The organism is Coleofasciculus sp. E1-EBD-02 (assembly GCF_040218245.1).
Classification (GTDB): domain Bacteria; phylum Cyanobacteriota; class Cyanobacteriia; order Cyanobacteriales; family Coleofasciculaceae; genus Coleofasciculus.
In genome coordinates, this window is the sequence record NZ_JAVJQN010000201.1 from 114243 (window position 1) to 136787 (window position 22545).

General features: G+C 45.6%; 22 protein-coding genes and 1 tRNA gene. 12 read left to right on the top strand and 11 right to left on the bottom strand.

Going from position 1 to position 22545, the window contains the following annotated elements:
* Positions 1–43 precede the first annotated feature (43 nt).
* The 3 genes from RIC07_RS31605 to RIC07_RS31615 all read left to right on the top strand — a co-directional run bounded on the left by RIC07_RS31605 (position 44) and on the right by RIC07_RS31615 (position 3111).
* The gene (locus RIC07_RS31605) at positions 44–2005 is read left to right on the top strand and encodes a response regulator (RefSeq protein WP_446397980.1); all 1962 of its coding nucleotides are present in this window, start codon (positions 44–46) and stop codon (positions 2003–2005) included.
* Positions 2006–2209: 204 nt separating this feature from the next.
* Positions 2210–2491: a hypothetical protein gene (locus tag RIC07_RS31610; protein WP_446397981.1), complete on the top strand. Its 282-nt coding sequence runs from the start codon at positions 2210–2212 to the stop codon at positions 2489–2491.
* A 2-nt stretch (positions 2492–2493) separates the two neighbouring features.
* Entirely contained in the window at positions 2494–3111 is a 618-nt protein-coding gene (locus tag RIC07_RS31615) for a transposase (protein WP_446397982.1), read from the top strand.
* Positions 3112–3251: 140 nt separating this feature from the next.
* Here the strand turns inward: RIC07_RS31615 and truB are convergent, their stop codons facing one another.
* The 3 genes from truB to RIC07_RS31630 form a co-directional block, all read right to left on the bottom strand.
* A complete protein-coding gene (gene truB, locus RIC07_RS31620) occupies positions 3252–4145 on the bottom strand; it encodes a tRNA pseudouridine(55) synthase TruB (RefSeq protein ID WP_446397983.1) in 894 nt (297 codons plus the stop codon).
* Between the two features lie 583 nt (positions 4146–4728).
* Positions 4729–6417 (bottom strand): alpha/beta hydrolase, encoded by a 1689-nt coding sequence (locus RIC07_RS31625; protein WP_446397984.1) that lies wholly within the window; start codon positions 6415–6417, stop codon positions 4729–4731.
* A gap of 112 nt (positions 6418–6529) precedes the next feature.
* A complete protein-coding gene (locus RIC07_RS31630; protein ID WP_446397985.1) occupies positions 6530–8893 on the bottom strand; it encodes an adenylate/guanylate cyclase domain-containing protein in 2364 nt (787 codons plus the stop codon).
* 17 nt (positions 8894–8910) lie between these two features.
* Between RIC07_RS31630 and RIC07_RS31635 the strand changes: the two genes are divergently transcribed.
* The 3 genes from RIC07_RS31635 to lexA all read left to right on the top strand — a co-directional run bounded on the left by RIC07_RS31635 (position 8911) and on the right by lexA (position 11050).
* Positions 8911–9045, top strand: coding sequence for a hypothetical protein (locus RIC07_RS31635; RefSeq protein ID WP_446397986.1), 135 nt, complete (start codon positions 8911–8913; stop codon positions 9043–9045).
* A 163-nt stretch (positions 9046–9208) separates the two neighbouring features.
* A complete protein-coding gene (argF, locus tag RIC07_RS31640) occupies positions 9209–10126 on the top strand; it encodes an ornithine carbamoyltransferase (protein WP_446397987.1) in 918 nt (305 codons plus the stop codon).
* Positions 10127–10444: 318 nt separating this feature from the next.
* Positions 10445–11050, top strand: a complete 606-nt coding sequence (lexA, locus tag RIC07_RS31645) for a transcriptional repressor LexA (RefSeq protein ID WP_446397988.1) — start codon at positions 10445–10447, stop codon at positions 11048–11050.
* Between the two features lie 113 nt (positions 11051–11163).
* On the opposite strand, the gene RIC07_RS31650 is transcribed toward lexA, so the two are convergent.
* From RIC07_RS31650 to RIC07_RS31660, 3 genes are all read right to left on the bottom strand, one after another.
* On the bottom strand, positions 11164–11976 hold the full coding sequence (locus RIC07_RS31650) for an SDR family NAD(P)-dependent oxidoreductase (RefSeq protein WP_446397989.1): 813 nt from the start codon (positions 11974–11976) through the stop codon (positions 11164–11166).
* A gap of 683 nt (positions 11977–12659) precedes the next feature.
* Positions 12660–12794 (bottom strand): ribbon-helix-helix protein, CopG family, encoded by a 135-nt coding sequence (locus RIC07_RS31655; RefSeq protein ID WP_446378182.1) that lies wholly within the window; start codon positions 12792–12794, stop codon positions 12660–12662.
* Positions 12795–13247: 453 nt separating this feature from the next.
* Positions 13248–13844 (bottom strand): glyoxalase-like domain protein, encoded by a 597-nt coding sequence (locus RIC07_RS31660; protein WP_446348101.1) that lies wholly within the window; start codon positions 13842–13844, stop codon positions 13248–13250.
* A 289-nt stretch (positions 13845–14133) separates the two neighbouring features.
* Here RIC07_RS31660 and RIC07_RS31665 point away from each other — a divergent pair, with 289 nt between their 5' ends.
* A complete protein-coding gene (locus RIC07_RS31665; protein ID WP_446397990.1) occupies positions 14134–14793 on the top strand; it encodes an RNA polymerase sigma factor in 660 nt (219 codons plus the stop codon).
* 42 nt (positions 14794–14835) lie between these two features.
* Positions 14836–15915: a tetratricopeptide repeat protein gene (locus RIC07_RS31670; protein WP_446397991.1), complete on the top strand. Its 1080-nt coding sequence runs from the start codon at positions 14836–14838 to the stop codon at positions 15913–15915.
* A 212-nt stretch (positions 15916–16127) separates the two neighbouring features.
* Here the strand turns inward: RIC07_RS31670 and RIC07_RS31675 are convergent.
* A tRNA-Asn gene (locus RIC07_RS31675) sits at positions 16128–16199 on the bottom strand.
* Positions 16200–16821: 622 nt separating this feature from the next.
* Positions 16822–17460, bottom strand: a complete 639-nt coding sequence (locus tag RIC07_RS31680) for an HAD-IA family hydrolase (RefSeq protein ID WP_446397992.1) — start codon at positions 17458–17460, stop codon at positions 16822–16824.
* A gap of 298 nt (positions 17461–17758) precedes the next feature.
* Between RIC07_RS31680 and RIC07_RS31685 the strand changes: the two genes are divergently transcribed.
* The 3 genes from RIC07_RS31685 (at position 17759) to RIC07_RS31695 (ending at position 19492) form a co-directional block, all read left to right on the top strand.
* Positions 17759–18403: an ABC transporter permease gene (locus RIC07_RS31685; RefSeq protein WP_006105685.1), complete on the top strand. Its 645-nt coding sequence runs from the start codon at positions 17759–17761 to the stop codon at positions 18401–18403.
* A gap of 9 nt (positions 18404–18412) precedes the next feature.
* Positions 18413–19027 carry a Uma2 family endonuclease gene (locus tag RIC07_RS31690; RefSeq protein WP_446397993.1) on the top strand — a complete coding sequence of 205 codons (615 nt, stop codon included), beginning with the start codon at positions 18413–18415 and terminating at the stop codon, positions 19025–19027.
* A 192-nt stretch (positions 19028–19219) separates the two neighbouring features.
* The gene (locus RIC07_RS31695) at positions 19220–19492 is read left to right on the top strand and encodes a hypothetical protein (protein WP_446397994.1); all 273 of its coding nucleotides are present in this window, start codon (positions 19220–19222) and stop codon (positions 19490–19492) included.
* An 81-nt stretch (positions 19493–19573) separates the two neighbouring features.
* Here RIC07_RS31695 and RIC07_RS31700 read toward each other — a convergent pair whose 3' ends face one another.
* Positions 19574–20215, bottom strand: a complete 642-nt coding sequence (locus RIC07_RS31700; RefSeq protein WP_446397995.1) for an ABC transporter permease — start codon at positions 20213–20215, stop codon at positions 19574–19576.
* Between the two features lie 229 nt (positions 20216–20444).
* On the bottom strand, positions 20445–20909 hold the full coding sequence (locus RIC07_RS31705) for a WG repeat-containing protein (protein WP_446397996.1): 465 nt from the start codon (positions 20907–20909) through the stop codon (positions 20445–20447).
* A 178-nt stretch (positions 20910–21087) separates the two neighbouring features.
* Here RIC07_RS31705 and egtC point away from each other — a divergent pair, with 178 nt between their 5' ends.
* Positions 21088–21876, top strand: coding sequence for an ergothioneine biosynthesis protein EgtC (egtC, locus tag RIC07_RS31710; protein ID WP_446397997.1), 789 nt, complete (start codon positions 21088–21090; stop codon positions 21874–21876).
* A gap of 365 nt (positions 21877–22241) precedes the next feature.
* On the opposite strand, the gene RIC07_RS31715 is transcribed toward egtC, so the two are convergent.
* Positions 22242–22430, bottom strand: coding sequence for a hypothetical protein (locus RIC07_RS31715; protein WP_446364869.1), 189 nt, complete (start codon positions 22428–22430; stop codon positions 22242–22244).
* Positions 22431–22545 lie beyond the last annotated feature (115 nt).

The following is a 22545-nucleotide window of genomic DNA, read 5'->3' on the forward strand; positions in this document are numbered from 1 at the left end:
AATGACCAATGACCAATGACCAATGACGAATGACGAATGAAAAATGACAAATGACTTGAACCTTCTAATTCTACAAGACTCGACTCTGGCAACAGAACCAATACTATCGCTATTATCTGAAGCTGGGCTGACGGTAACGTGGCAGCGCGTCAGTACAAAAGCGGAGTATTTGGATCACCTAAATCCCACCATTGACCTAATTTTAATCGACTATCCCTTAGCCGAATTTAATGGGATTGAAGCCATTTCCTATCTGCCAGAACAGAATCTGACTATTCCGGTCATTATCATTAGTCATAGTAAGCGTGTGTCGATTGCCGTCGATTATATGAAAGCTGGCGCAGCGGGCTATCTGCTTCATGAGCAAGTCTCACAGCTTCCTCACGTTATCAAGCAAGCATTAGAAGCAAAGAACAGTGAACCCCAGAATACAGTTGACTCTACGGATTTACAGAAACAGTTGCAAGCCCAAACTGCAACCGTGGCGAAACTCTCAGAACAATCCCAACAGGAAAATTTAGAAAAGGAACAGATCAAAGCAGCACTCATCAAAAGTGAAACCCAGTTTCAGGTTTTAATCTCCAAGAATCCGGATGGGATTATCGTGATAGATGCCAACGGTATTGTCCGGTTTATCAACCCATCCGCCCTGTCCCTCTTTAGTCGTGAAGAAGATGAACTCTTGGGTCAAGTCTTAGGCTTTCCAGTCGTGGGCGAGGATAACACGGAAGTGGATGTGCGGACGGGAACTGGGGAAAGTCGAGTGGCTCAAATGCGTGTGGTAAAAATTGAGTGGCAAGGAAAGAAAGGCTACCTGGTTTCCCTGAGAGACATTACTCAACAAAAGCTTGTGGAACAAGAGAGGATTCAACTCTTAGAAAAAGCCGAAGCCGCAAATCGGATTAAAGATGAGTTTCTGGCGATTGTTTCTCATGAGTTGCGTACTCCCCTGAATCCAATTCTGGGCTGGTCAAAACTACTGCGGACAAGAAAACTGGATCAAGATAAGGTCGATCAGGCTTTAGAAACCATTGAACGGAATGCTTCCTTGCAAGCCCAACTGATTGATGATTTACTCGATGTTTCGCGAATTTTACGCGGTAAGTTGAGTCTGCAAACCTTGCGAGTAGACTTAGTGCGGGTGATTCAAGCGGCGATTGAAACCATGCGTTTAGCCGCCGCCGCCAAGTCGATTGAGATTGACACCCAATTGGATTCAAGGGTGGGATTTGTGTCGGGTGATCCCAACCGTCTCCAGCAAGTGGTGTGGAATCTGCTGTCCAATGCGGTGAAGTTTACACCTAGGGGTGGACGGATCACGGTGCGATTACAAGCGATTGACTCCCATGCACAAATCCAAGTCAGCGATACGGGACAGGGGATCAGTCCCGACTTTTTCCCCTACATCTTTGATTATTTTCGGCAAGAGAATAGTACAACAACCCGGAGTGTGGGCGGGTTGGGATTAGGATTAGCCATTGTCCGCCATTTGATTGAACTGCACGGAGGGAGAATTGAGGCAGAAAGTGAGGGAATTGGACAGGGCGCAACGTTTACAGTTACGTTACCACTAATGTCAGATTCACCAATTAATACTCACAAGTCCTCGCCAGACGATGAGGGTTTAGATTTAACCGAGGTGACGGTACTCCTGGTGGAGGATGAGGTGGATACCCTCGACTTGCTCACGATTATCTTGGAAAGCTATGGTGCAAGGGTTAAGGGGGTGACTTCAGCAAATGAGGCGCTGGCTGTGTTTTCTCAAGGGCAACCGGATGTGTTAATCAGTGATATTGGGATGCCAGGAATGGATGGCTATGAGTTAATTCGCCAGGTGAGAGAACTCCCACCCGATCGCGGCGGGTTGGTTCCGGCGATCGCACTGACGGCGTATGCAGGAGAAACCGATCACGAACGGGCATTATCGGCGGGGTTTAATCGTCATATTTCTAAGCCAGTGGAACCGGATCAGATTGTGGATGCGATCGCGACTTTGATTCAGTGATAAAAACGCCGGAAACGATGGCTTTGACGGTATGGTAATGATGTGCGATCATCTTTTCCCCAACCCAGATAAATGAACCGTTGCGATCGTCTGAAAGGTTGCCTGATGTTGGTGAATGGGAAATCAGGTTTTGTTGTGTTTTGGTGTTTATCCAGGGGATTGGGGCGCACGTCTATGCGCCCCTACGTTGCCTGATGTTGGTGAATGGGAAATCAGGTTTTGTTGTGTTTTGGTGTTTGTCCAGGGGATTGGGGCGCACGTCTATGCGCCCCTACGTTGCCTGATGTTGGTGAATGGGGAATCAGGTTTTGTTGTGTTTTGGTGTTTGTCCAGGGGATTGGGGCGCACGTCTATGCGCCCCTACGTTTGATTGGGGGAATGGTGGTTGGATTTAATCGGCAATTTATGATTATCGCGATCGCTGATAGGATGAGAGGGCGCACGTCTATGCGCCCCTACAGATATCCTGATCAATTTTCCCTGTGACTATGAAATTTGATCCGCAAAAACATCATCGCCGTTCTATTCGCCTTAAGGGATACAATTACGCTCAACCTGGAGCTTATTTTATCACTATCTGTACTTACCAACGACAATGTTGGTTCGGAGATATCCGTGACGGCAAAATGTATCTTAACCAAATTGGTAAAATTGTTGCCCAAGAATGGATTCGCTCATGCCAAATTCGACCTAGCCTGCAATTGGATGAATGGGTAATTATGCCCAATCATTTCCATGGCATTGTCATTATTACCGACACCAACACCAACGGTAATCCCGTAGGGGCGCATAGATGTGCGCCCTTACCAACGCCGAAAAACCAACCCCTTAATCAATCCGTAATTCCCCAGCGTCAATCCCGTTCGTTGTCCTCGTTTATTGCTGGATTGAAATCCGCTGTCACCATCAGGATTAACGCTATCCGTCAAGCCTCTAATCCACCAATCTGGCAACGCAATTATTATGAATCAATTGTGCGCGATCCAGATTCTCTTAACCCTGTCCGAGAATACATTATTAATAATCCAAAAATGTGGACGGATGACCCCGAAAATACCCACCTTGACTCAAACAGTCAACAATTTTTAATTGATTTGCCGTTCTGAATCATAAGACAATTGATTGATGGGATAGTGGGATAGTCGCGAGGGCGCACGTCTATGCGCCCCTACGTTCAAATGTTCAAATTAGATGCATGGGGAATTCGATTTAATCAGAATTTATTTGCCAGTCTGACTTGGGTTGCTTACACCAAAACCATCTTAGGCGCAAGCAATACCTCACCGTCTGATTCAATCACCTGAGTAATACCCAGAAATGTGCCATTTTCGTGGTGAACTCGCCGGATATTGGCAGAAGAATCAGTCGAGGCGTCTTGATATATAATACGTTGACCCTGACACCAACGACGAGCATCGTCTGGCGATAAAATAACCTTCGCTAAATGCTCTAACGCGGCTTCAGGTGGAATCGGAGTAAAGGTTTCGGCTTGTACCTGTGCTGCCAATTCCTCTAAACTCAAGCTATTCTCTAACCTAAATCCACTGCTTTGAGTCCGAATCAGAGACGCCAAGGTTCCACCAGTCTTAAGCACCTCTCCCAAATCACGGGCAATGGAACGAATATAGGTTCCCGCACCACATGCGATCGCCAGATCCAATTCCGCCAATTCCCCTGGACGCCAATCTAATACCTCAATCTGATACACTTCAACCTGTCGCCTGGGAATTTCCGCCGTTTTACCCGCCCTAGCTAACTCATACAGCCGCTTTCCCTGAACCTGAACCGCACTGTACATCGGAGGAATTTGCTCAATTGTTCCCTGAAACTGTTGCAGTAACGGCACAATTGTCTCCAGGGTTAATCCAGAAGCAGAAGCCGTCGCCACAATATCTCCCTCTAAATCATCAGTTGTTGTCTTCACCCCCAACCGAATCGTCGCCTGATATGCCTTCTCTGAGGTCATATACTGTAACAAACGGGTGGCTCTACCCAGTGCGATCGGCAGAACCCCTGTAGCCAATGGATCTAACGTTCCCCCATGCCCAACTCGCTTCAGCCGCAGTAAACGCCGCACTTTCGCCACACAGTCGTGAGACGTGAATTCTGTGGGTTTGTTTAAATTTAAAAATCCTTGCATTTGTCAACACAGATTACACAGACAGCAGTGACATTCTCCAGAAGACTCAATAGTGAATGACACAGATTAACACAAACAACGAAATAATCTCGCCGACAATCTAATCATCCTTTGCCTATTGAGAACTAACACCTCCGTGAAATCAGTGCGGCTAACCTATCCCACCCCACCCCTACCAGTTCGATAAAATCCGTGAAATCAGTGTTGCGATAAACAGCAACAACATTCAAGCAATACTGGCTGAGTGATTTCCTCCTGTGGGCAATAAAACTTGAAGTGGTACTGATAAATCAATTATTCAGTTACACAGCTTCCTAGATTCTATTTGAGGAACTATCAACGTTCTCGATGAATGTTGCTGCTGTTATGGTGTTTGTTGCTATCTTCTGATGAGACAGATATTAAATGAGACAGGTTTTTTCTTCCTCCTAACTTCATTCAACATTTGTAGACTAAGCTGTTTTATCTGTCGTCCAGAAGTTATGTAGCTTTATATTCAATTTAGCACGTTCTCTGAGATAGGCAACCCCTTGATAGAGTCTTTTATATTTGTTTAAAAACGACAAAATTTTGAAACATAAGTTTACGGAAGCGGGATTAAAAACGGTGCCTGTGGTGGGGGTGAGGAGTTTTGCGGTTCATCCGTCTGTTCAGAAAGCTGATTTTGGGTTAAAGATTCCACTAAACTCAACGGCATGGGGTCTTGGCTGAGGAATTGGGCATAAGCTGCATTCAGGTAACGCTGGTATTCCGATTGACCCGCAATATAGACTTCAAAAAAGGCAACACTCAACGCCTGGGTGTAAGCACGCCCGATCGCGGGATCAGGACCCATCACCTCTGGCGGCAATTCTACCGCCGTTGTCGAGACACCGAGGTTAGAGAAGTGAGTCCCTTTATTCTGCAACGCCAGATACTTATTTGGCATGGTTAACCAAGTAAAGGGTTGAATCTGTTCCGGGAGGGCAGGTGCTACAGTATCACTACTTCCCGAAATCAACATCAAGGGGATTTGAATCTGAGCAAACTCCGATTTGCCAAAGATAGCACTCCCCACCGGATTAATCGCGATCGCGGCTTGAATCCGTGGATCACGAAAGTCATAGTCCGCCAGGGGTAACTCTAATGCCCGACATTGCAGCAACAGCGATACATTTAAGGAATCCTCTGCATTACCACAAACTTGCTGCAATCGTTCAAAATTCAGTTCAGCACCCGCTAGCGCCAACACGGTGTAACCGCCAAAGGATTGACCTAATACGCCAACATTATCCAGATCTAACTGTCCTTGATAGGATTGTTCCAGTTGATCCAACAAAAAGGTAATATCCAAGGGACGGTCAATGAATTCTGACGGTGGCGTCACCTCACTGGCTAGTCCTCGACTCAGGGCTTGTAATTGTTCCGCATTACTGCCAGGATGTTCCGGTAGGGCTACGGCAAACCCATACGACGCCAAGTGCTGGGCTAAATATTCAAACGTCATCCGATCAGAACCGAGTCCGTGGGAAATTACAATTAGGGGAGTTAATCCTTCTCCAGCAGATATCGAAGACGGTAAATACAAATCCACCGGAAATCGGCGTCCGCGACTGGGATCACTCAATGTCAGGGTTTGTTGAGAATAGGCAACGGGTCCGGGTTCGCGCAAATCAGGTAATTCGGAAAAGTCGGGTAGCATTTGGGGAAACTGGGACTCAATCAGGGCTTGAACTTCCGCCATCGCCTCCTGATTCACCCCTGCGATCGCTTGTTGGGTTTGCCGACTTAATCGAGATAGTTCTTCAATGATCTCAAAACTCCGGGCAGAGTTAATCCGTATCCCATAAGTGGGAAACTCCCGCAGTACATTTAATAAGGTTAGCCCCCCCGGTTTAGCCGCCGCTTTGATTAATGCCGCCCGAATCGCATAAAATCCCTCTTGACCCGCTTTGGTTTGAATCACTTCCCCCAACCGTTCCAGGATGGCTTCCCCTTGAGGCGAATAGAGAAACTGTGCGATCGCAACTGGACTCACATCGACGGGGGTAACTAAAACCTGCCGCAACCGTTCTAACTGTTGCGGTTCCACATAACTAGCATAAAACGCCAATTCTGGCTCAATTTTACCCTCGGTGGCGTAAATTTCCAGTGCCTCAATGGGCAGAGAAAATTCTAACGGACCATAAGGAATATAAATTTTCGTCGCACCCTGAACCGGAGTCGCCATCACCACAGGCGCAACCGATAATCCCAGATTCACTAAGGCAAGTCCTAATTTGAAATTTGTCATTTGTCATTTGTCATTTGTCATTTGTCATTCGTTGATTAGAAACCTCTCCCCCTGCTTCCCCAGCTCCCTCAGCTTCCCCCGCTCCCCCGCTCCCCCGCTCCCCAGCTTCCTTTTAAAATTGATATCTTTTGCTATTAAAATCATCCCATTGCCCCCACCTCCATAGCTTGTGGAACTTGCGGCAACGCTTCATGTAGAAGAGAGCGGTTTTATCCTGATTATTTTCTTGACAAATTCCTTTAAATATTTTGTATCCCTCAGCAAATTTTCGGCTATAAAAAAGATGAATACCCAACTCAAACTTGCCTCGATGCTTAATTTTCAGATTAACCGACGTCAGGGGTTCACCATCAAAGGCTTCAAAGACAGAGACGGCTTTTTTCCGTCCTTTAACCGGAACTTTACCTAAAAACCGATAATTATAGCTTAACGGATTATCCAAACTCAGCAAAAACTTTTCACTAAAGATAATCGACGCACCAAAAATCTTCGTCAATCCTTCCAAGCGAGATGCCAGATTCACGGCATCAGAAATGACGGTTGCCTCCATCCGTTGTTCTTCTCCAATGGTACCTAGCATTAGACTACCATTATGGAGTCCCATGCCCACTGAAATCGGTAGGGTTCCGTTTTCTTCCTGCTTCCCGTTATAGATGGCGATCTGTTTTTGCATTTCAATCGCCGCGTCTAATGCTTCTTCGGCTTTTTCGGGAAAGACTGCCATGATCGCATCCCCGATGTACTTATCCACAAAACCATTGTGCTGACGGATGGTGGGGACAACTTTCTTAAAATAATTGTTGATGAAATCAAAATTTTCCTGGGGCGACATTTTCTCCGATAGAGTCGTAAATGACCGAATATCGGCAAACATAATCGTCATATCTCGTTGAACGCAATCCCCTAATTGAGCCTCACCGAGGTTGGTATACCCTAAAATTTGTAGTAATTTAGGCGGAATGAAGCGGTCACAGTTGGCATTGATCTGGTTCAGTTTCAGATAAGGATTAATTCGAGCAAGCATCTCATTGGGGTTAATCGGCTTCGTCCAATAATCATTGATCCGGTAGCTCCCTATCTTTTGCCAATCCGGTTGGTTTTCTTTATCGTCAACGAGAATAATCGGCAATTCATTGGCGGAGAAAAAATTGCGAATTGTTTGACAAAGTTCATAGCCATCCATGGGAGAAATTCCGGCATCCACAATCAGTAAGTTAGGCTGAAAACCTTTTTCGATTTCCGCGAAAGCATGATTGCCATTTTTTGCCAGTTTTATGGCGTAATTGTCAGAGAACAAAAATGGTTTAATTAGGGGTTGCCAATTGACAGTCTGATTGTCTATGATTAAAATCTTGAAAGGTTGGATTATAACGGAGGATGGTTTAAATCCTGTAGCTATTTTATTAGTAGGTTTTACTAGAGAGAGAGACTTTTTACTAGGTGCCGCTAATCGGGTTGGTTGATTTCCAGAAATGGGTAGCGTCAAAATAAAGCGTGAACCCTGGTTGCCGATTGATTCAACCCGCAGTTGACCCCCATTGAGTTCGACCAGACGTCGGGTCAAGATCAATCCTACGGCGGTACTGCTGTACTGTTGGATGGTGGCACTATAGGCATTTTCTAGTAATTGCTCTGCCGGAATAGTGATGCCGATATCAGCGATAGTCAGTTTTAATTGATCAGGGGTAATCGTGGCTGAAACGTCGATCGCGCCTTGTTCGGTAAACTTAATCATGTCAATGATTAAGTTATACAAAATTTGCTGCAATTGATCGGCATCAGCCTTAAATTGGGGGAAATCGCCAGCGATGGAGCTGCGTAATTGTAAATTTTTTTGCCGGATTAAGGGTTGACAAAGCTCTAACACGTCTTGAGTGATGGAGCGTAGATCGACTGACGGATTGAGAGGTTGAGGAGGATTGGGCTTTAAGCTGAAGGCATCGAAAAGGGTATCGGTAAAATTGGCAACCCGCTTAACGTTTGCCATCAGTGCAGAAGGGTTAATAGTTGACTCCTGGGAAAGAAAATTAAGGTCTTGATCAGATAAATATTCAGCGATTTCCTGGAGGCGATCGCGAAAGGGTGGCTGTTGGTTAACGGGCTGGTTGAGAACGGGGGGGGTGGTCTCTTTATTGGTGGTTAAGGCTTGGTTTGTGGCGAGTTGAGCAGCGATGATTGAGGAGATGCGATCGCCGGATTGTTTACTGTTAGGGTTATCCGGAAACGGGAGCGAGGTGGGAACCTCACCAAACCGAGGGTTTTTGGCATTATCTTGAACAGTAGAAAAAGCCTTAATCAATCCTAAGGCGATCGGGAGTGCCAAAATTAAACTCAGACTCCCTAAGCTCAAAACCAGCCAGAGGAGTTTCTGAGTGGGATAAAATTCTTCAGTAAGATACCCAGATGCCAGATAGAAAAAACCAAGATTGGTACTAATAATGGCAACGACACAGAGAAGGATGACGGAGCGTTTCATAAGGTTTAGAGTTTAGGATGGTTAAATGCATCGATTTAATCAAGTCAATGCCAACTCCCGGAATCTACAGGGATCAAGAGTTGATATTGGCGATCGGTTCTCAACGCTTCCGAAAAAAAACTATTATTTTACATCATCCGCCTCAAAATTAAACTGATCCGATAAAAATCTGCTAAATTTTTAGGACGGTGCTTCTTGCCAAAACCTGGGTAGCCGTAGGAGACTGACATCGGTAAAAAGTGGTGCTGGGTGAGATTACCTCAGCCAACGTGCTTTCTGACAAGCGCCGATCCACTGAGTCATCGGAGAAGGAACATGACGGCATTACAAGGACGAGACGTGTTAGGTTTAGCTGACCTGAGTGCGGATGAAATTCACGAACTGTTGCATCTAGCTATCCAGTTGAAAACCGGTCAGGTTAACCTGCGATGCAATAAGGTGTTAGGGCTTTTGTTTTATAAGGCATCGACCCGAACCCGAGTCAGTTTTTCGGTGGCAATGTACCAACTGGGGGGTCAAGTGATTGACTTGAACCCCAATGTCACCCAGGTGGGTCGAGGAGAACCTGTGGTAGATACAGCCCGGGTCTTGGATCGGTATCTGGACATCCTGGCAATTCGCACCTTCGAGCAAAAAGAACTAGAAACATTTGCTGAGTATGCTCAGATTCCGATTATCAACGCCCTGACTGACTTAGAACACCCTTGTCAGGTCTTGGCAGATTTGTTGACCATTCAAGAATGCTTCGGCTCACTAGCGGGTGCGACGGTAGTGTATTTGGGAGATGGTAATAATGTGGCTCACTCACTCATGGTAGGATGCGCCCTCATGGGGATGAATGTCAGAGTTGCCACACCATCAGCTTACCAACCGAATAGTTTAATTGTAGATCGAGCCAAACAACTGGCGGTCAACAGTGAAGTGACGATTACGGATGATCCAAAGGCAGCCGTTAAGGACGCTAATGTGATTTATACCGATGTCTGGGCAAGTATGGGTCAGGAAGCGTCAGCCGATGCGCGAATTCCGGTCTTTTTACCGTACCAGGTCAATGAACAACTGTTGAGTTTAGCGGCAAAGGATGCGATCGTGTTGCACTGTTTACCCGCCCACCGAGGCGAAGAGATTACTGACGAGGTGATGGAAGGTTCGCGATCGCGGATATGGGATCAAGCCGAAAACCGGATGCACGCCCAGAAAGCGTTACTGGCTAGTCTTTTAGACGCTGATTAACAGGGCGGAGGGGATGGTTTAACGGTAAAGCCTATGGTTAAGTTGGGGCGGGTTTACTTGTATCTGGGTGAGGTCAAAAACGTTAATAGGGAAACCCGCCCCTACATAAAACTGATTAAACATTGCTTTTAACGGAACAAGTATAGGACATTCGTACTACTAATGTCTTATAGTAAATAGTATTCGTTGAGTTGAATAATGGGTTTCAATTTAACCCCTCTCAGGGCAGATTGACTGCCATAAAGACTGGTAAGTCGAATGGTTGAGCCATCTGCTTGACAACTTGTAACGTCAAAATCTAGTGTAATTTATAGGATTATGGAACCCCTCACCCAAGCCCAGAAAGAACTCTATGATTGGCTGGTTGGTTATATTCAAACCGCCCAACACGCGCCCTCAATCCGGCAAATGATGCGAGCGATGAACCTGCGATCGCCCGCACCGATTCAGAGTCGGCTCGAACATCTACGCAATAAAGGCTACATTGATTGGACAGAAGGCAAAGCCCGGACGATTCGGATTCTCAGTAGTACGGCATCAGGAGTACCTGTTCTGGGTGCGATCGCGGCGGGGGGGATGGTTGAACCCTTTATCGATGGGATGGATCGGATTGATTTATCCGGTTTATTCACCCAACCCGGTAATTTTGCCCTCCGGGTTACAGGGGATAGCATGATTGAAGCCTTAATTCGAGAAGGTGATTTGGTGATTATGCAACCCGTTCCTGAACCTGATCAACTGAAAAATGGTCAGATTGTCGCCGCTAGAGTCGAAGGATACGGTACAACATTAAAACATTTTTATCGGCAAGAGGATAGGATCACCCTGCAACCTGCTAATTCTAATTATCCGCCCATAGAAGTGGAAACAGAAAAGGTAGAGGTACAAGGTGTATTAGTCGGCGTCTGGCGTAGTTTTGAGTAGGGGCTTGGTTTCCAAGCCCCTTGCTTGGTTCCAAAACCCCTACTGGCTTGGTTCCTAAGCCCCTACTGGCTTGGTTCCAAAACCCCTAATTATCCACAATTGTCCAATTCGGCTCAATGATGACTGGGAACCGCAGGGGGTAATGCACCCGTGCGGGAGAGAGGCGCTGCCATTTTTAATACCTTCTCCATCAGCCACGGTGCAATCCGACTGCACCACACGGCTAAATGACTTTGCCATCCCACCAGGATTTCCGGTGAACAATCCTTTTGCAGTCCCGTGACTAGGGCTTTGGCAACTTGCTCAGGTGTCATGGGCATAACCCAGCGAAATAGCTGTAAACCCCGCACCATATCAGTATCCGTGAGGGAGGGGAGCAAGGCAATCACCCGGATATTATAGGGAGCTAGTTCGCCCCGCAAGGCTTGGGTGAAGCCTAAAATCGCAAACTTGGTGGCGGAATACGTCGCCATCGTCGGCGCGGCGACTTTGCCCATTAAACTGGAGACGTTAATAATGACTCCTTGGCGTTGAGCTGCCATTCGTTTGGCAAGCAGACGGGTAATCGTGTATAATCCCATCAAGTTAATTGCCAGCTCCTCCTGCATCTTGGGCAGTTTCGCGTTTAAAAAGGGAGTTTGATGGGCAACGCCTGCACAGTTAACCAAGATGTGAACAGGTCCATAGGTGCGCCAAGCGCGAGCAATTGCCACATTGACCTCTACCAGTTGGGTTAAATCTAACGCCAAAATAGCGACTTCGACTCCTAAGTTTTCAATCTCCGTCGCCACGGCTTCTAAACGTTGGCGATCGCGTGCGACTAAGACTAGGCGCTTAACACCTTGTTTGGCAAGTTCGAGGGCGATCGCGCGACCAATTCCCCGCGATGCTCCGGTAACCAAAGCAGTCTTTCCTTGAATATTCATGGCAAAAACCTCACTCTTGTTGAGTCTCACTCGGTTTTTTCCGATTATTCATGCTCAGGGGTACATAACTCCTCCTAACCGCCTCAGCATGAAGTGAGACATAAGTAATCAAAACGTTGGATTATTTCTGTCGTTGCACTAAAACTTTGAAGAGTAGGACTTGTTTCACGCTTCGCCATTTTTTAAGTGAATTGGCGAGTGATTTAGCGTTAAAACAGTAATCAAATCTTTGAAATTAACGGGTTCTATGAAAAGCTGACCCGTGAGTCGAACATGATCTCCAGTCATGCGGTAACTGCAAAGAGTGAATCATGATCATGATATGTCTCCAGTGGAACTCGGTGAATGTGGAAGCGTGAGTTGTTGATCGAGTGTCCCGATACATATCTGGTTGGTAATTCGCTAAATCAGCCAACCACCTGACCGTCAAGATAAACGCAGTGCTTATACAATTAGCCTCCTATAGACTAGATGAGCTTCTATTAGAATCGACTCATTACGCATACATTAGCAATTCTTTCAAGACAATGGCAATATTTTTTAATAAATTCCTTGTAACATTTGTTTACAAACTGTGAAAACCTTGTCCCGATTGACTTGTAGCTGGCTTAACCCTTCGCGAGTACAATGAACAATCAACAATGAACTATCAACTGATGAGAGCATTGATATAGCGCTACGCGCTAGGCTTTCTTGCAATAGGCAACACCTCGGCTTAGCTCTGCATAACGCCTAACTGCCTCTCGAATTAAATCATTGATTGACCTTTGAGTGTTTGCTGATAGTTTTTTGAGCGCTTCATACTCTTTGTCTGGCAATCTTAAGTTGTATTGTTAAATAATCCCATATTTGTGCTAATATGATATGAACTTAGCCCACAGGATGAGAAACTCCAAAAACAAACGTGTCAGCTAAGTTACTGAACCATGACAACTAAAGATATAGGGTTGCACCAAGAAGTATAGAAATATAGCCGTTGGTGCGTAAAATCTTCACGGTTGGAAGATACCAAAGTATCCATACAGCCCTGAGCTTGGTCGAAGGGTCGAGGTGGGTAGGGCGTATGATAAGCGCCAAAGTTTAAGTAAAATTAAGCTGAGAGATAAAGTGAAGTGATGCGGTTTTAACCCGTCACTGAACAACGTCTGGCGAATCCACGTTTTTCAAAGCGTGGAGAAGTCAAAAAAAAAGTGACGATAGTAAAACTAATCGTCACGGATTTGATGAAAACCCTTTCATTCCTTCACCGCTTAAGCGATAATCATCATGCCTTAATTCGAGACTTCTGCCATTTCAATAACGCGCCCCTCTAAATCCTTGACTAAAAAATTCAACGGTTTTTGAGCGCGAACCTTATACTTGAGGCGTCGCATTTGTACCCGCATCAACACTTGTTCTAAGCAATCATGATCAAAGCAGACATGGCGGTGTCGATTTTTATTCCCATAGCTGGCACCGGAAATGACATGGAGTTGGGTATTTTTTTTAAGCTGATACCAAAGTCCCTCGGTTCCTTGGAGTTGAGTCGCACTCGTGGTTCCGGTATTGGTAGATAGATAGAGGGGATCGATCCCAGTTGCACCTAGGGTTTGCTCATAGTTGTAGTAGTAATGTAAGGGAACTTCCGCTGCGGACAATTCCAGCAAGCCTTCGTAAAACTGCCGTGCCACCTCCAAATCAGACACCATAATGGTATGTACTTTTGGCGCACTGGTGAGAAACATCCACATCGCCACCGCATAAGCTGCCAAGAGCATAACCATAATGCCTTGGGTGGAAAAAAGGCTATCTAATGGCAGAGACGGTAAAAAAGCACCCAAAGGCAGGAGCGGTAGTCGAAAGGCAATAATATCAACTGATAGAATCATTCTGACAAGCTATGTTGAGTTGATTTAAGTTTGACGAATCGGTTTTCCTGTTACAGGTTTATGATGAATACCATCTGATGTCCTATAGATGTTACTAGATGTTACTAATTTTAGCTAAGCTCAACGAGCTATGCTAATGCTCTGGTAGGTACAACTTACACGCTAAGTATGATAGGCGTCAGCAACTCACTGTTAAATCCTTGACAAAAGGGATAACACCTGCATAAGGGAGGCATCTACTGGAGAGTTAACGCCGCGCATTCGGAATTCTAGCTAGAACGTAAAGACTGTGCATATTCCACATTTTTCTGAATCCAACCATCCGCTAGTCAAATCCCTGTTTCACTACAGCGATCGCGAACTGGTGACTCTGTTTCAGCGCTATCCGGAACAGGGAAAGTATTTCACGGCGATTTTTTGCCGCTATAGTCCGATTGTCTATACCTTAATTCGTCATTCCGCGCGATCGCCTGTGCAAGCTGACTACCTCTTTGCCCTTACTTGGCGTCATATTTTCTATGAATTGCGGGGAATGGACTTTATCAAAGAGGCGGCGAGTGAATCCAATACCTTCCAAAGCTGGTTGATTAACATGACAGCCGTCTGCATCAATCAAGCGGAGTTACCCCCAGTGGAGTCTATTCACTATAGCCTGCAAGCCGCACCACCGCCATTATGGTGTTATCTGGAGGCGGCATTAGAGCAGTTACCTGCGCTCATGCGGTTAATCATCATCATGGCTTTAACCTTTAAGTGGAGTGAAACCCGCATCGCCGCCTATTTACAAGCCGAAGGCGAAGCGATCGCACCCGCTCAAGTCAGAAATCAACTCCAGCAAGGGTATCAGCGATTAGAGGCAAACTTACCTGATGATATTCGCGAGATTTACTTACAGAAAGCGACGGATCAGGCTGATGGCAAGTCCGAATTCAACCCTGTCCCCGTATAAACTATAGGATAGAAATTTCTTATCCCGATTAAAACATCAGCCATGAACAGAGGATATCTCTCGGTGAAGGTGATTCGTCGCACAGCGATGGCTCTGATTTCTGGGGCGGTACTGCTGGCGAGTAACCCGGCTCAAAGTCAAACTGTCTCCAATGACACCGAGGGGTTTGACTTACAAGAGCAATTGACGATTCCCTTAGATAGCACGATTCAACGGGAAGCTAGAAATGAGGCGGATGTACTGTTGCGCCTCGGCGGAGAGGCAAAGCGTCAAGAAAATTTGCAAAAAGCGATCGCCTATTGGCAACAGGCGTTGGATCTTTATCAGAAAATTGGCGATTTTGAAGGACAGGGCTTAGCTTACAATTATATCGGTCTCGCTTACGCTGATTTGGGACGCTTTCCCCAAGCTGAAGAGTCTCTGCGCCGTCGGTTAGGGGTGGCTCGTTTCCTCCAAGATTTTCAGGGACAAATTTATGCCTTGAATAACGTGGGTACGGTGCTGCTGCAATCGAACGATCTCGACGCCGCCCAAGAAAGCTTTACTGAAGCCCTAACCATTGCTCGCACAGTGGGCGATCGCGAAGGGGAAGGACTTAGTTTGAGCAACCTGGGTTTAGTCGCGGCTCGTGCGGGTGATTATTTAGAGGCGATTAAACAGTATAAAGCGGCGATAACCTTGCGGCGGCGATTAGGCGATCCCTTGGGAGAAGCAAATACCCGTAATAATTTAGGGGATGCCTATTTCGCGATCGCCTCCTACAAAGATGCGATTGGCTCCTATCGCTATACCTTACAACTGGCACAAGATAGCCAGGATATTCCCAATCAGTTTCGCGCCTTGCGGGGATTGGCGAAATCCTACAGCATCATTGGTCCAGATTTGCTGGCGATTCGATACCTGAATCAGCATCTCGCCTTAGCCCAAGAACAGGAAAGCTTAAGCAGAGAACTCGTTACACTACGGTTATTTGCCGAATTTTACCTCGCCAGAGGCAATGTAGTGAAAGCCAAGCAATTTTACGAACAAGCGATCGCCCTTGCCAATGCGATCGGCGAAACTCAGCAAGAAGCCTTATTACGGAATCAGTTAGCCCAACTCCTTTATGACAGAGGGGATTGAACTTCTATAGCACTACGCATTAAGGTTAGGACATAAAAGAAAAATTAAAATCGCTTTGACCCTGAGCGACTTGTACCGAGCGTGTTACCGAGCGAAGTCGAGGTAAGCCGAGGTGTTGCCTATTGCAAGAAAGCCTAGCGCGTAGCGCTATATCTTCCTCAACGCCGAGCAACAAGCTTGGTGTTGAGCATCTACAATAAGTTATTTGTTAACTCCCCAGGCCGGATTCGAACCAGCGACCAATCGGTTAACAGCCGACCGCTCTACCACTGAGCTACTGAGGATCATGACTTCAATGCTTGCCACGATTACTAATCTTACCCAGTAAAGGGATGATTTGGCAAGTCCTCTGGCAAAATTTTTTTTAGAGCATCCGCTGTTACGCCTTCGGATTTCCCGCCATACCTGTAATTTCAAGGACACCTGAAGGGGTGACAAACTCGCGTTAAAGGTAGGCAGGGTGTGGGGTATGGGGTGTGGGGTGTGGGGAAAATCGGTAAGAAACACAAAAGCCCATAAGATGAGATAGGGTAAGGAGCGAGCGCTCTCCAGGCGAGTCAACGAATAAACAATTTTGGTGACTCAATTTTGGTGACTCCCTGAGTAAAGTTTGACGCTGAGCGGAGTCGAAGTGAGCGGAGTCGAAGCGTCAATTTTTCCCGACACCCGACACCCGACATCCTAAACCCAGTAGTACCATCAAGTCTCTTGTCACCCCCTCAGCGAGGAAACCGTAGTGCGATCGTCTCGCTCGCTAAGTGACAGCGTTAACCCGCCAGGAATTCATCCCAAGTTGTGTTCAAAGGTAGCAGATAGAGTAGATGGGGAGATGGCGTGAGAGAGAGATGGACAGACGCATCTCTCTCCTGCTATTGCCTATTGCCTATTCCCTTTTTCCCTATAAACTTAATCCAATTGTGCGATAATGTTCAATACATCACGAGGATGGTCAACTAAAAAATCAGGATTGTATTGGTTTAATACACTGAACGAATTAAATCCCCAAGCTACGGCTATCACCTTTATGTTAATCTTCTTGGCGGCGGAGATATCTCGCGTTTCATCTCCTATATACATAAGAGAGTTAGATTGAAAGTAGTGATATTTGATCAAGTTTATTAAAGCGCGTGATTTACCAAAAATTGAAGGTTCTGAACAAATAAAACTAAAAAAACAGTCTAACCCATGTATTTTTAAGAATTTCCTAACATTCTCTTCGCTATTTGACGTTAAGATGCCGATAATTTTTCCTTGATTTTTCAACTCCTTTAACAACTCAGGGATTCCAGCAACAGGCTTGAGCGATTCAATATCCTGATGTAATTCTGATTGAATCCGCTTCAGCAAAAAAGGAATCTTGAATAATGGAACTCCTGATTCTTTAATAATCTGGCGAGCGCTTAAATTTCTAACTCTCTCAATATCTGATGGCATTAACGGTTTATATCCAAAGTCGTCTGCTAAACGATTCGCGATCCGGACGATCGCGTTGAAAGTATCCGCTAAAGTGCCATCAAAATCAAAAACAATGACTTTTATACTCATGAGTTGGCTCCGACAATTGACAATAACCGAAATGTCAACAGATGCCTCAAAATCTATCTAGACATTCTGCTAAAACGCCAACGTCGGAACATCTCAGTTTCTTGTCCAAGATTTTTTCCGAATTCCGTAAGCGTAGGATCTATAGTGCAGGGAAAGATAAAAAACTTGACATGACAGCATGAAAACCAAGTAAAATCCGGGTTGTAGGGATAAACACTGGGGCAGATAGCCTGATCACTACAGCCACTGGCACGGGCAGAATGACTGTATGATAAACGTTAATGGCTGAAAAACTCAAATGTTTCAGAAATTTACTGAAGTCCTAAATTATATTGCTAGTCATCCAGACAACTTTAGGGAAGCCCTAGGGCAACATCTGTTATTGGTACTCGTACCACTGACAATCAGCTTGGTGCTGGGTTTACCGTTAGGGCTGCTGAGTGCGCGATCGCGAACTGCCTCAACTGTCTTGATTAATACCGTCAATGGCTTACGAGTCATTCCCAGTTTAGCGATTTTATTCGTTGCCATTCCCTATTTGGGGCTAAGCTTCAAATCGGCGGCGGTAGCGTTGACGCTTTTAGCACTACCACCGATTTTGATCAGCACAGATGTTGCCTTTCGCAATATTGAACCTACTATCATCGAAGCCGCCAAAGGAATGGGGATGTCTCCCCGGCAAATTCTGCAACAAATCGAAATCCCGTTAGTCTTACCCGTCATTATTGCTGGGATTAAAACGGCGACAGTTGAAGTAATTGCCAGTGCGACTCTGGCTGCTTTTATTGGCGCGGGGGGATTAGGGAGTTTTATTGTGTTGGGGTTTGCGCTTTATGATCAAAGTATTTTATTAGTAGGTGCTATTCCTGTGGCAATCTTGGCATTAGTTGCGGAGGTGAGTTTGACTGCTTTACAACGATTGACATCCTCACATAGCGCGTAAGAGAAAAAGATGGTACAGACACCTGCTAGTCAAGACACTGAAACCCTATCGATTGAATTGCCCAAGGCGATTGGGCTGTACGTCACCCAGGAACAGTTTACTGCTTTAGCCGCAGCCAACCGCGACTTGAGACTGGAAAGAAGTGCCAAAGGAGAGTTAATTGTGAACCCACCAACAGGCTGGGAAACTGGAAGACGCAACCGCAGCCTCACCGGACAACTTGATCGCTGGTACGAAGAAAATGAGGATTTGGGTGAAGCCTTTGACTCCTCGACTGGCTTTATTTTACCCAATAGTGCAACTCGCTCTCCTGATGCCTCCTGGGTGAGTCGGGAACGTTGGCAGGCGCTTCCTCCGGAACAAAAAGGAACCTTTGCTCATATCTGCCCAGATTTTGTGGTTGAGTTACGCTCTAGTTCAGATACTCTCAAATCTGGGCAAGATAAAATGAGGGAGTATATCGACAATGGCGCTATATTGGGATGGTTAATCGATCCGCAGCAGCGACGGGTGGAGATTTATCGAGCGGGTAAGGATGTGGAGGTGTTGGAGAATCCGGCTGAATTGTCGGGTGAAGCAGTGTTACCAGGTTTTGTGTTGAATCTGCGTCGAGTTTGGGATTGAAAATGGTAAGTAGGTGGGGACAATTACAGTTAACGGTGGGGATCGTCATTCGTCATTCGTCCTTTGTAAGGGTTTGAGGTGCTTTTACAAAACTTAATCTAGTTAAGTTTATTTCCACCAACCTACTTATTATAAAGCATTAATATTCATCCTAATATAATAATTAAAAAGCACAAAGCAGGTGTCATTATCATGCAGGCTATTTTTTGGAGTGTAGAAGAAGTTGCCTACAGAGCTAAACAATTTTACGAAAATGGAATTCGCCAACAAGTTGAGTATGGTGATAACATTGGCAAAATAATTGTGATTGATTCTGAAACAGGCGAATATGGAATTGATAAAACTGGCGTAGAAACAGCATTAAAATTAAAGCAGAAGAAACCAAACGCCAGGTTATTTACGATGCGGATTGGTTATGATGTTGCTGTCAGCTTTGGTGGCGCGATTGAGCGTACTGTAAAATGATTTACGGCAGATTGAACGTCAGTCACCTCATCAAGATACAACGACACCCGCTCCAACTCTTTTACCAATCCCTACTCCCAATCAACCCTCACTCATCAGCTTGATTTTTCGTTGCGGATTCGATAGCCACTGTAATCCCAGCAAGATACCATTTAAAGCAAACGCCAGAATCGCCACAGTGATTGCCCCCGCCCAAATTTTATCGTAGCGACTCTGAGACACCCCATCAAAGAGGAGTACCCCCAATCCTCCCGCCCCAAATTTAGCACCAATTGTGGAGATCGCGATCGCGACAATGGTTGCCAAACGGATTCCGGCAATACCAATGGGTAAAATTAGGGGAATTTGTACCCACCACCAACGTTGCCAAGCATTCATCCCCATTCCGCGTGCGGCTTCTAGAATTTTCGGATCAATCGATTGTAAGGCGACTAAAAAATTGCGGACTAGAATCACCTGGGTATAGAGAATCATTGCTACAATGACTGATTGGCGATTTAACCCCAAAAGTGGCACAAGCAGAATAATTAGCGCCAGACTGGGTATGGTGTAGAGGATGCCCAGAATACCCACGACTGGGATACTCAGCCAACGGTAGCGAGTGATCAGCACCGATAAAGGCAGTGCGATCGCGATAGCAATCAGTACGGCTAAACTCGTCATCTGGAGATGTTCGAGCAGTAATTGAATAATATCTTCAGGATTTTTAATAATATAGTTCATCAGGAGTCAGACAAAATTAAAGTGGATGGTTGAGATTAGGGAACACCTCGGACTTCGGCGTGAGCGCTCAGACTTCGGCGAGACGTCGAACGCTTACCTCGATGGTCAGTGAGCTTGGTCGAACTGCGCTCGGTAACACGCTCGGTGTGTAACAGGGAACAGGGAATACCCAATTTATATTAATCTTGATAAAAACACAAACAACCGAGGGTATTCATAACACGATCAACTAACACCGAGACCCCGATTTAGGATTAACCCATACCCGTGCTAGTCCCTGAGAAAAGATACCCAGATTAGCCGCTGCTACTGGTGGTTGTAGCGCTACTTTTCCCGTCTTATCGATGTAAACCCAAGCTCGGTTAAAATGTACAGCGGCTAGTCCCTGGAAAAAGTTATGAGCTTCAGCAAATTGAAAGGGAATGGCTAATTCACCACTCTTATCAATATAGCCTAACTTGGCTTCTACCCTCACCAGCGCCAATCCTTCTGCAAACTCTTTGGCATCATCGAATTGGAGTGAGATGACGACGTTACCTGTTTGATCAATATAGCCCCACTTTTCCTCTATTTTTACCGCTGCTAATCCTTCCGTAAATCTTGTCGCTTGATTAAATTGGGGTGAGATGACGACATTGCCTGTTTCATCAATGTAGCCCCATTTCTCTATTAGTGCGGTCATCGGTTTTTTCATGGTTATTTCTTCCTTCTCCAGTCATTCGGGAAAGTATCCACTAGGTAGAGTCGCGCTCATTGCCTAGACTTACTTGTTAGGGAAGTTTGCCAGTAGGTCGCCTAATCGTTAAATTAAAAAATTATACTAAAGTTACTACTCCAGCCTAAAATGCAATTGGATTCAATGGAAGATAAGCATGTGCCGATTACTAGGCTACCTAGGTTCCCCTCTCCAACTCGATCAGCTTTTGTATAAACCGGAACGTTCCCTGGTTGTTCAGAGTTACTTACCCCAGGAGATGACATCGGGGGTTGTCAATGCGGATGGATTGGGTATTGGCTGGTATCACTCAACCCAGGATGTTCATCCGTTTACTTACAAAAATACGCTACCCATCTGGAATGATAGTAATCTACCGGAATTGAGCCGTTATGTGGACTCTGACTGTGTACTCGCCTATGTACGGAGTGCGACACCGGGTCAAGCGTTGGATATGGGAAACTGTCAACCCTTTCGCCGCGATCGCATCTTATTCATTCACAATGGTTTTATCGAACGGTTCCGCCAAACGCTCTATCGACCGATTCGCGATCGCCTGAGTGATGAAATTTACCAGTCAATCCACGGTACAACCGATTCTGAGCATATTTTTGCCCTCCTTGTCAATGAACTCCAAACGGTTCCCGATGCTTCCTTAGAGAAGGCATTGTCGCAAACCTTGATCCAGTTGACACAACTAGCCGAATCCTACCACGTCAACTTTTCTGCCAATGTGATTATCAGTGATGGGCATAGCCTCGTTGCTAGTCGCTACGCATCGGGTAGTAGTGCGCCCACACTATACTGGTTACGGGATGATCCTAATTACCCTAACGCTGTCCTCATTGCCTCTGAACCCTTATTTGCGGGGAATTGGCACAGTTGCCCAACCAATAGCCTGCTGGTGGTTAAAGAGGATTTGGAAGTTCGCATCAATCAATTCTAAAGAACGGATAATGTCATGGAACTTGACCTATTCCAGAGGCTGCTGATGCACCGCAATCTCAATGCCGTTGCAGTTTGTGTTATTCTAATAAATACCTACCATCTCATTTTTCTCAACCCAGCGCTCTCTCACGCTCGGGTTTTCTTAGATGTCTAACTAAGTCGAATAGGCATAGGTTAAGTTCTATAGCTTAGCTCTTAAGATTAGTTTGAGATAAGTCCAGGGTATTTTTTTCAGGCTTCACTATCTTTTAACAGTATTGCGGAATCCCGTTATCTGGTGGGATTCCTGCATTCTAGATGCCTGCACTTATCGCCTCATACCCTAGGTTTATTCATTCATACCCTGCCGAAGACAACTCCTGATTAGCTACGCCAATCGGGAAATTGACCCTGAAGACAGGCAGCGATTTCATCGTTCCAGTCGTCTTCTATTTGGGTAATCCACGCCTCAAACTTATCCTCAGTTTTTGAGTTGAACATTTTGTACCGTAGTTTTAACGACAATTTATCTCCGTGCTGAGATTGGTTATGAGAGAGTTGGTAATAAGTCATTATTAATCTTCCGATAATTATTAATTAACTACAAGTCACGGATTTTCTAAACTTCTTTTAACAAATATATTGAATTGTAAAGAAAAGATCTAGGCATTGAATAACACAACCCAGG

What these genes read in the sequence shown, in the direction of transcription:
- lexA (WP_446397988.1), top strand. Translation starts at nt 10,445, where the DNA reads ATGGAACCCCTCACCCAAGCCCAGAAAGAACTCTATGATTGGCTGGTT.
- truB (WP_446397983.1), bottom strand. Translation starts at nt 4,145, where the DNA reads ATGCAAGGATTTTTAAATTTAAACAAACCCACAGAATTCACGTCTCAC.
- egtC (WP_446397997.1), top strand. Translation starts at nt 21,088, where the DNA reads ATGTGCCGATTACTAGGCTACCTAGGTTCCCCTCTCCAACTCGATCAG.
- RIC07_RS31670 (WP_446397991.1), top strand. Translation starts at nt 14,836, where the DNA reads ATGAACAGAGGATATCTCTCGGTGAAGGTGATTCGTCGCACAGCGATG.
- RIC07_RS31630 (WP_446397985.1), bottom strand. Translation starts at nt 8,893, where the DNA reads ATGAAACGCTCCGTCATCCTTCTCTGTGTCGTTGCCATTATTAGTACC.
- argF (WP_446397987.1), top strand. Translation starts at nt 9,209, where the DNA reads ATGACGGCATTACAAGGACGAGACGTGTTAGGTTTAGCTGACCTGAGT.
- RIC07_RS31700 (WP_446397995.1), bottom strand. Translation starts at nt 20,215, where the DNA reads ATGAACTATATTATTAAAAATCCTGAAGATATTATTCAATTACTGCTC.
- RIC07_RS31605 (WP_446397980.1), top strand. Translation starts at nt 44, where the DNA reads ATGACAAATGACTTGAACCTTCTAATTCTACAAGACTCGACTCTGGCA.
- RIC07_RS31615 (WP_446397982.1), top strand. Translation starts at nt 2,494, where the DNA reads ATGAAATTTGATCCGCAAAAACATCATCGCCGTTCTATTCGCCTTAAG.
- RIC07_RS31635 (WP_446397986.1), top strand. Translation starts at nt 8,911, where the DNA reads ATGGTTAAATGCATCGATTTAATCAAGTCAATGCCAACTCCCGGAATC.
- RIC07_RS31650 (WP_446397989.1), bottom strand. Translation starts at nt 11,976, where the DNA reads ATGAATATTCAAGGAAAGACTGCTTTGGTTACCGGAGCATCGCGGGGA.
- RIC07_RS31705 (WP_446397996.1), bottom strand. Translation starts at nt 20,909, where the DNA reads ATGAAAAAACCGATGACCGCACTAATAGAGAAATGGGGCTACATTGAT.
- RIC07_RS31690 (WP_446397993.1), top strand. Translation starts at nt 18,413, where the DNA reads ATGGTACAGACACCTGCTAGTCAAGACACTGAAACCCTATCGATTGAA.
- RIC07_RS31660 (WP_446348101.1), bottom strand. Translation starts at nt 13,844, where the DNA reads ATGATTCTATCAGTTGATATTATTGCCTTTCGACTACCGCTCCTGCCT.
- RIC07_RS31680 (WP_446397992.1), bottom strand. Translation starts at nt 17,460, where the DNA reads ATGAGTATAAAAGTCATTGTTTTTGATTTTGATGGCACTTTAGCGGAT.
- RIC07_RS31625 (WP_446397984.1), bottom strand. Translation starts at nt 6,417, where the DNA reads ATGACAAATTTCAAATTAGGACTTGCCTTAGTGAATCTGGGATTATCG.
- RIC07_RS31685 (WP_006105685.1), top strand. Translation starts at nt 17,759, where the DNA reads ATGTTTCAGAAATTTACTGAAGTCCTAAATTATATTGCTAGTCATCCA.
- RIC07_RS31695 (WP_446397994.1), top strand. Translation starts at nt 19,220, where the DNA reads ATGCAGGCTATTTTTTGGAGTGTAGAAGAAGTTGCCTACAGAGCTAAA.
- RIC07_RS31715 (WP_446364869.1), bottom strand. Translation starts at nt 22,430, where the DNA reads ATGACTTATTACCAACTCTCTCATAACCAATCTCAGCACGGAGATAAA.
- RIC07_RS31610 (WP_446397981.1), top strand. Translation starts at nt 2,210, where the DNA reads ATGGGAAATCAGGTTTTGTTGTGTTTTGGTGTTTGTCCAGGGGATTGG.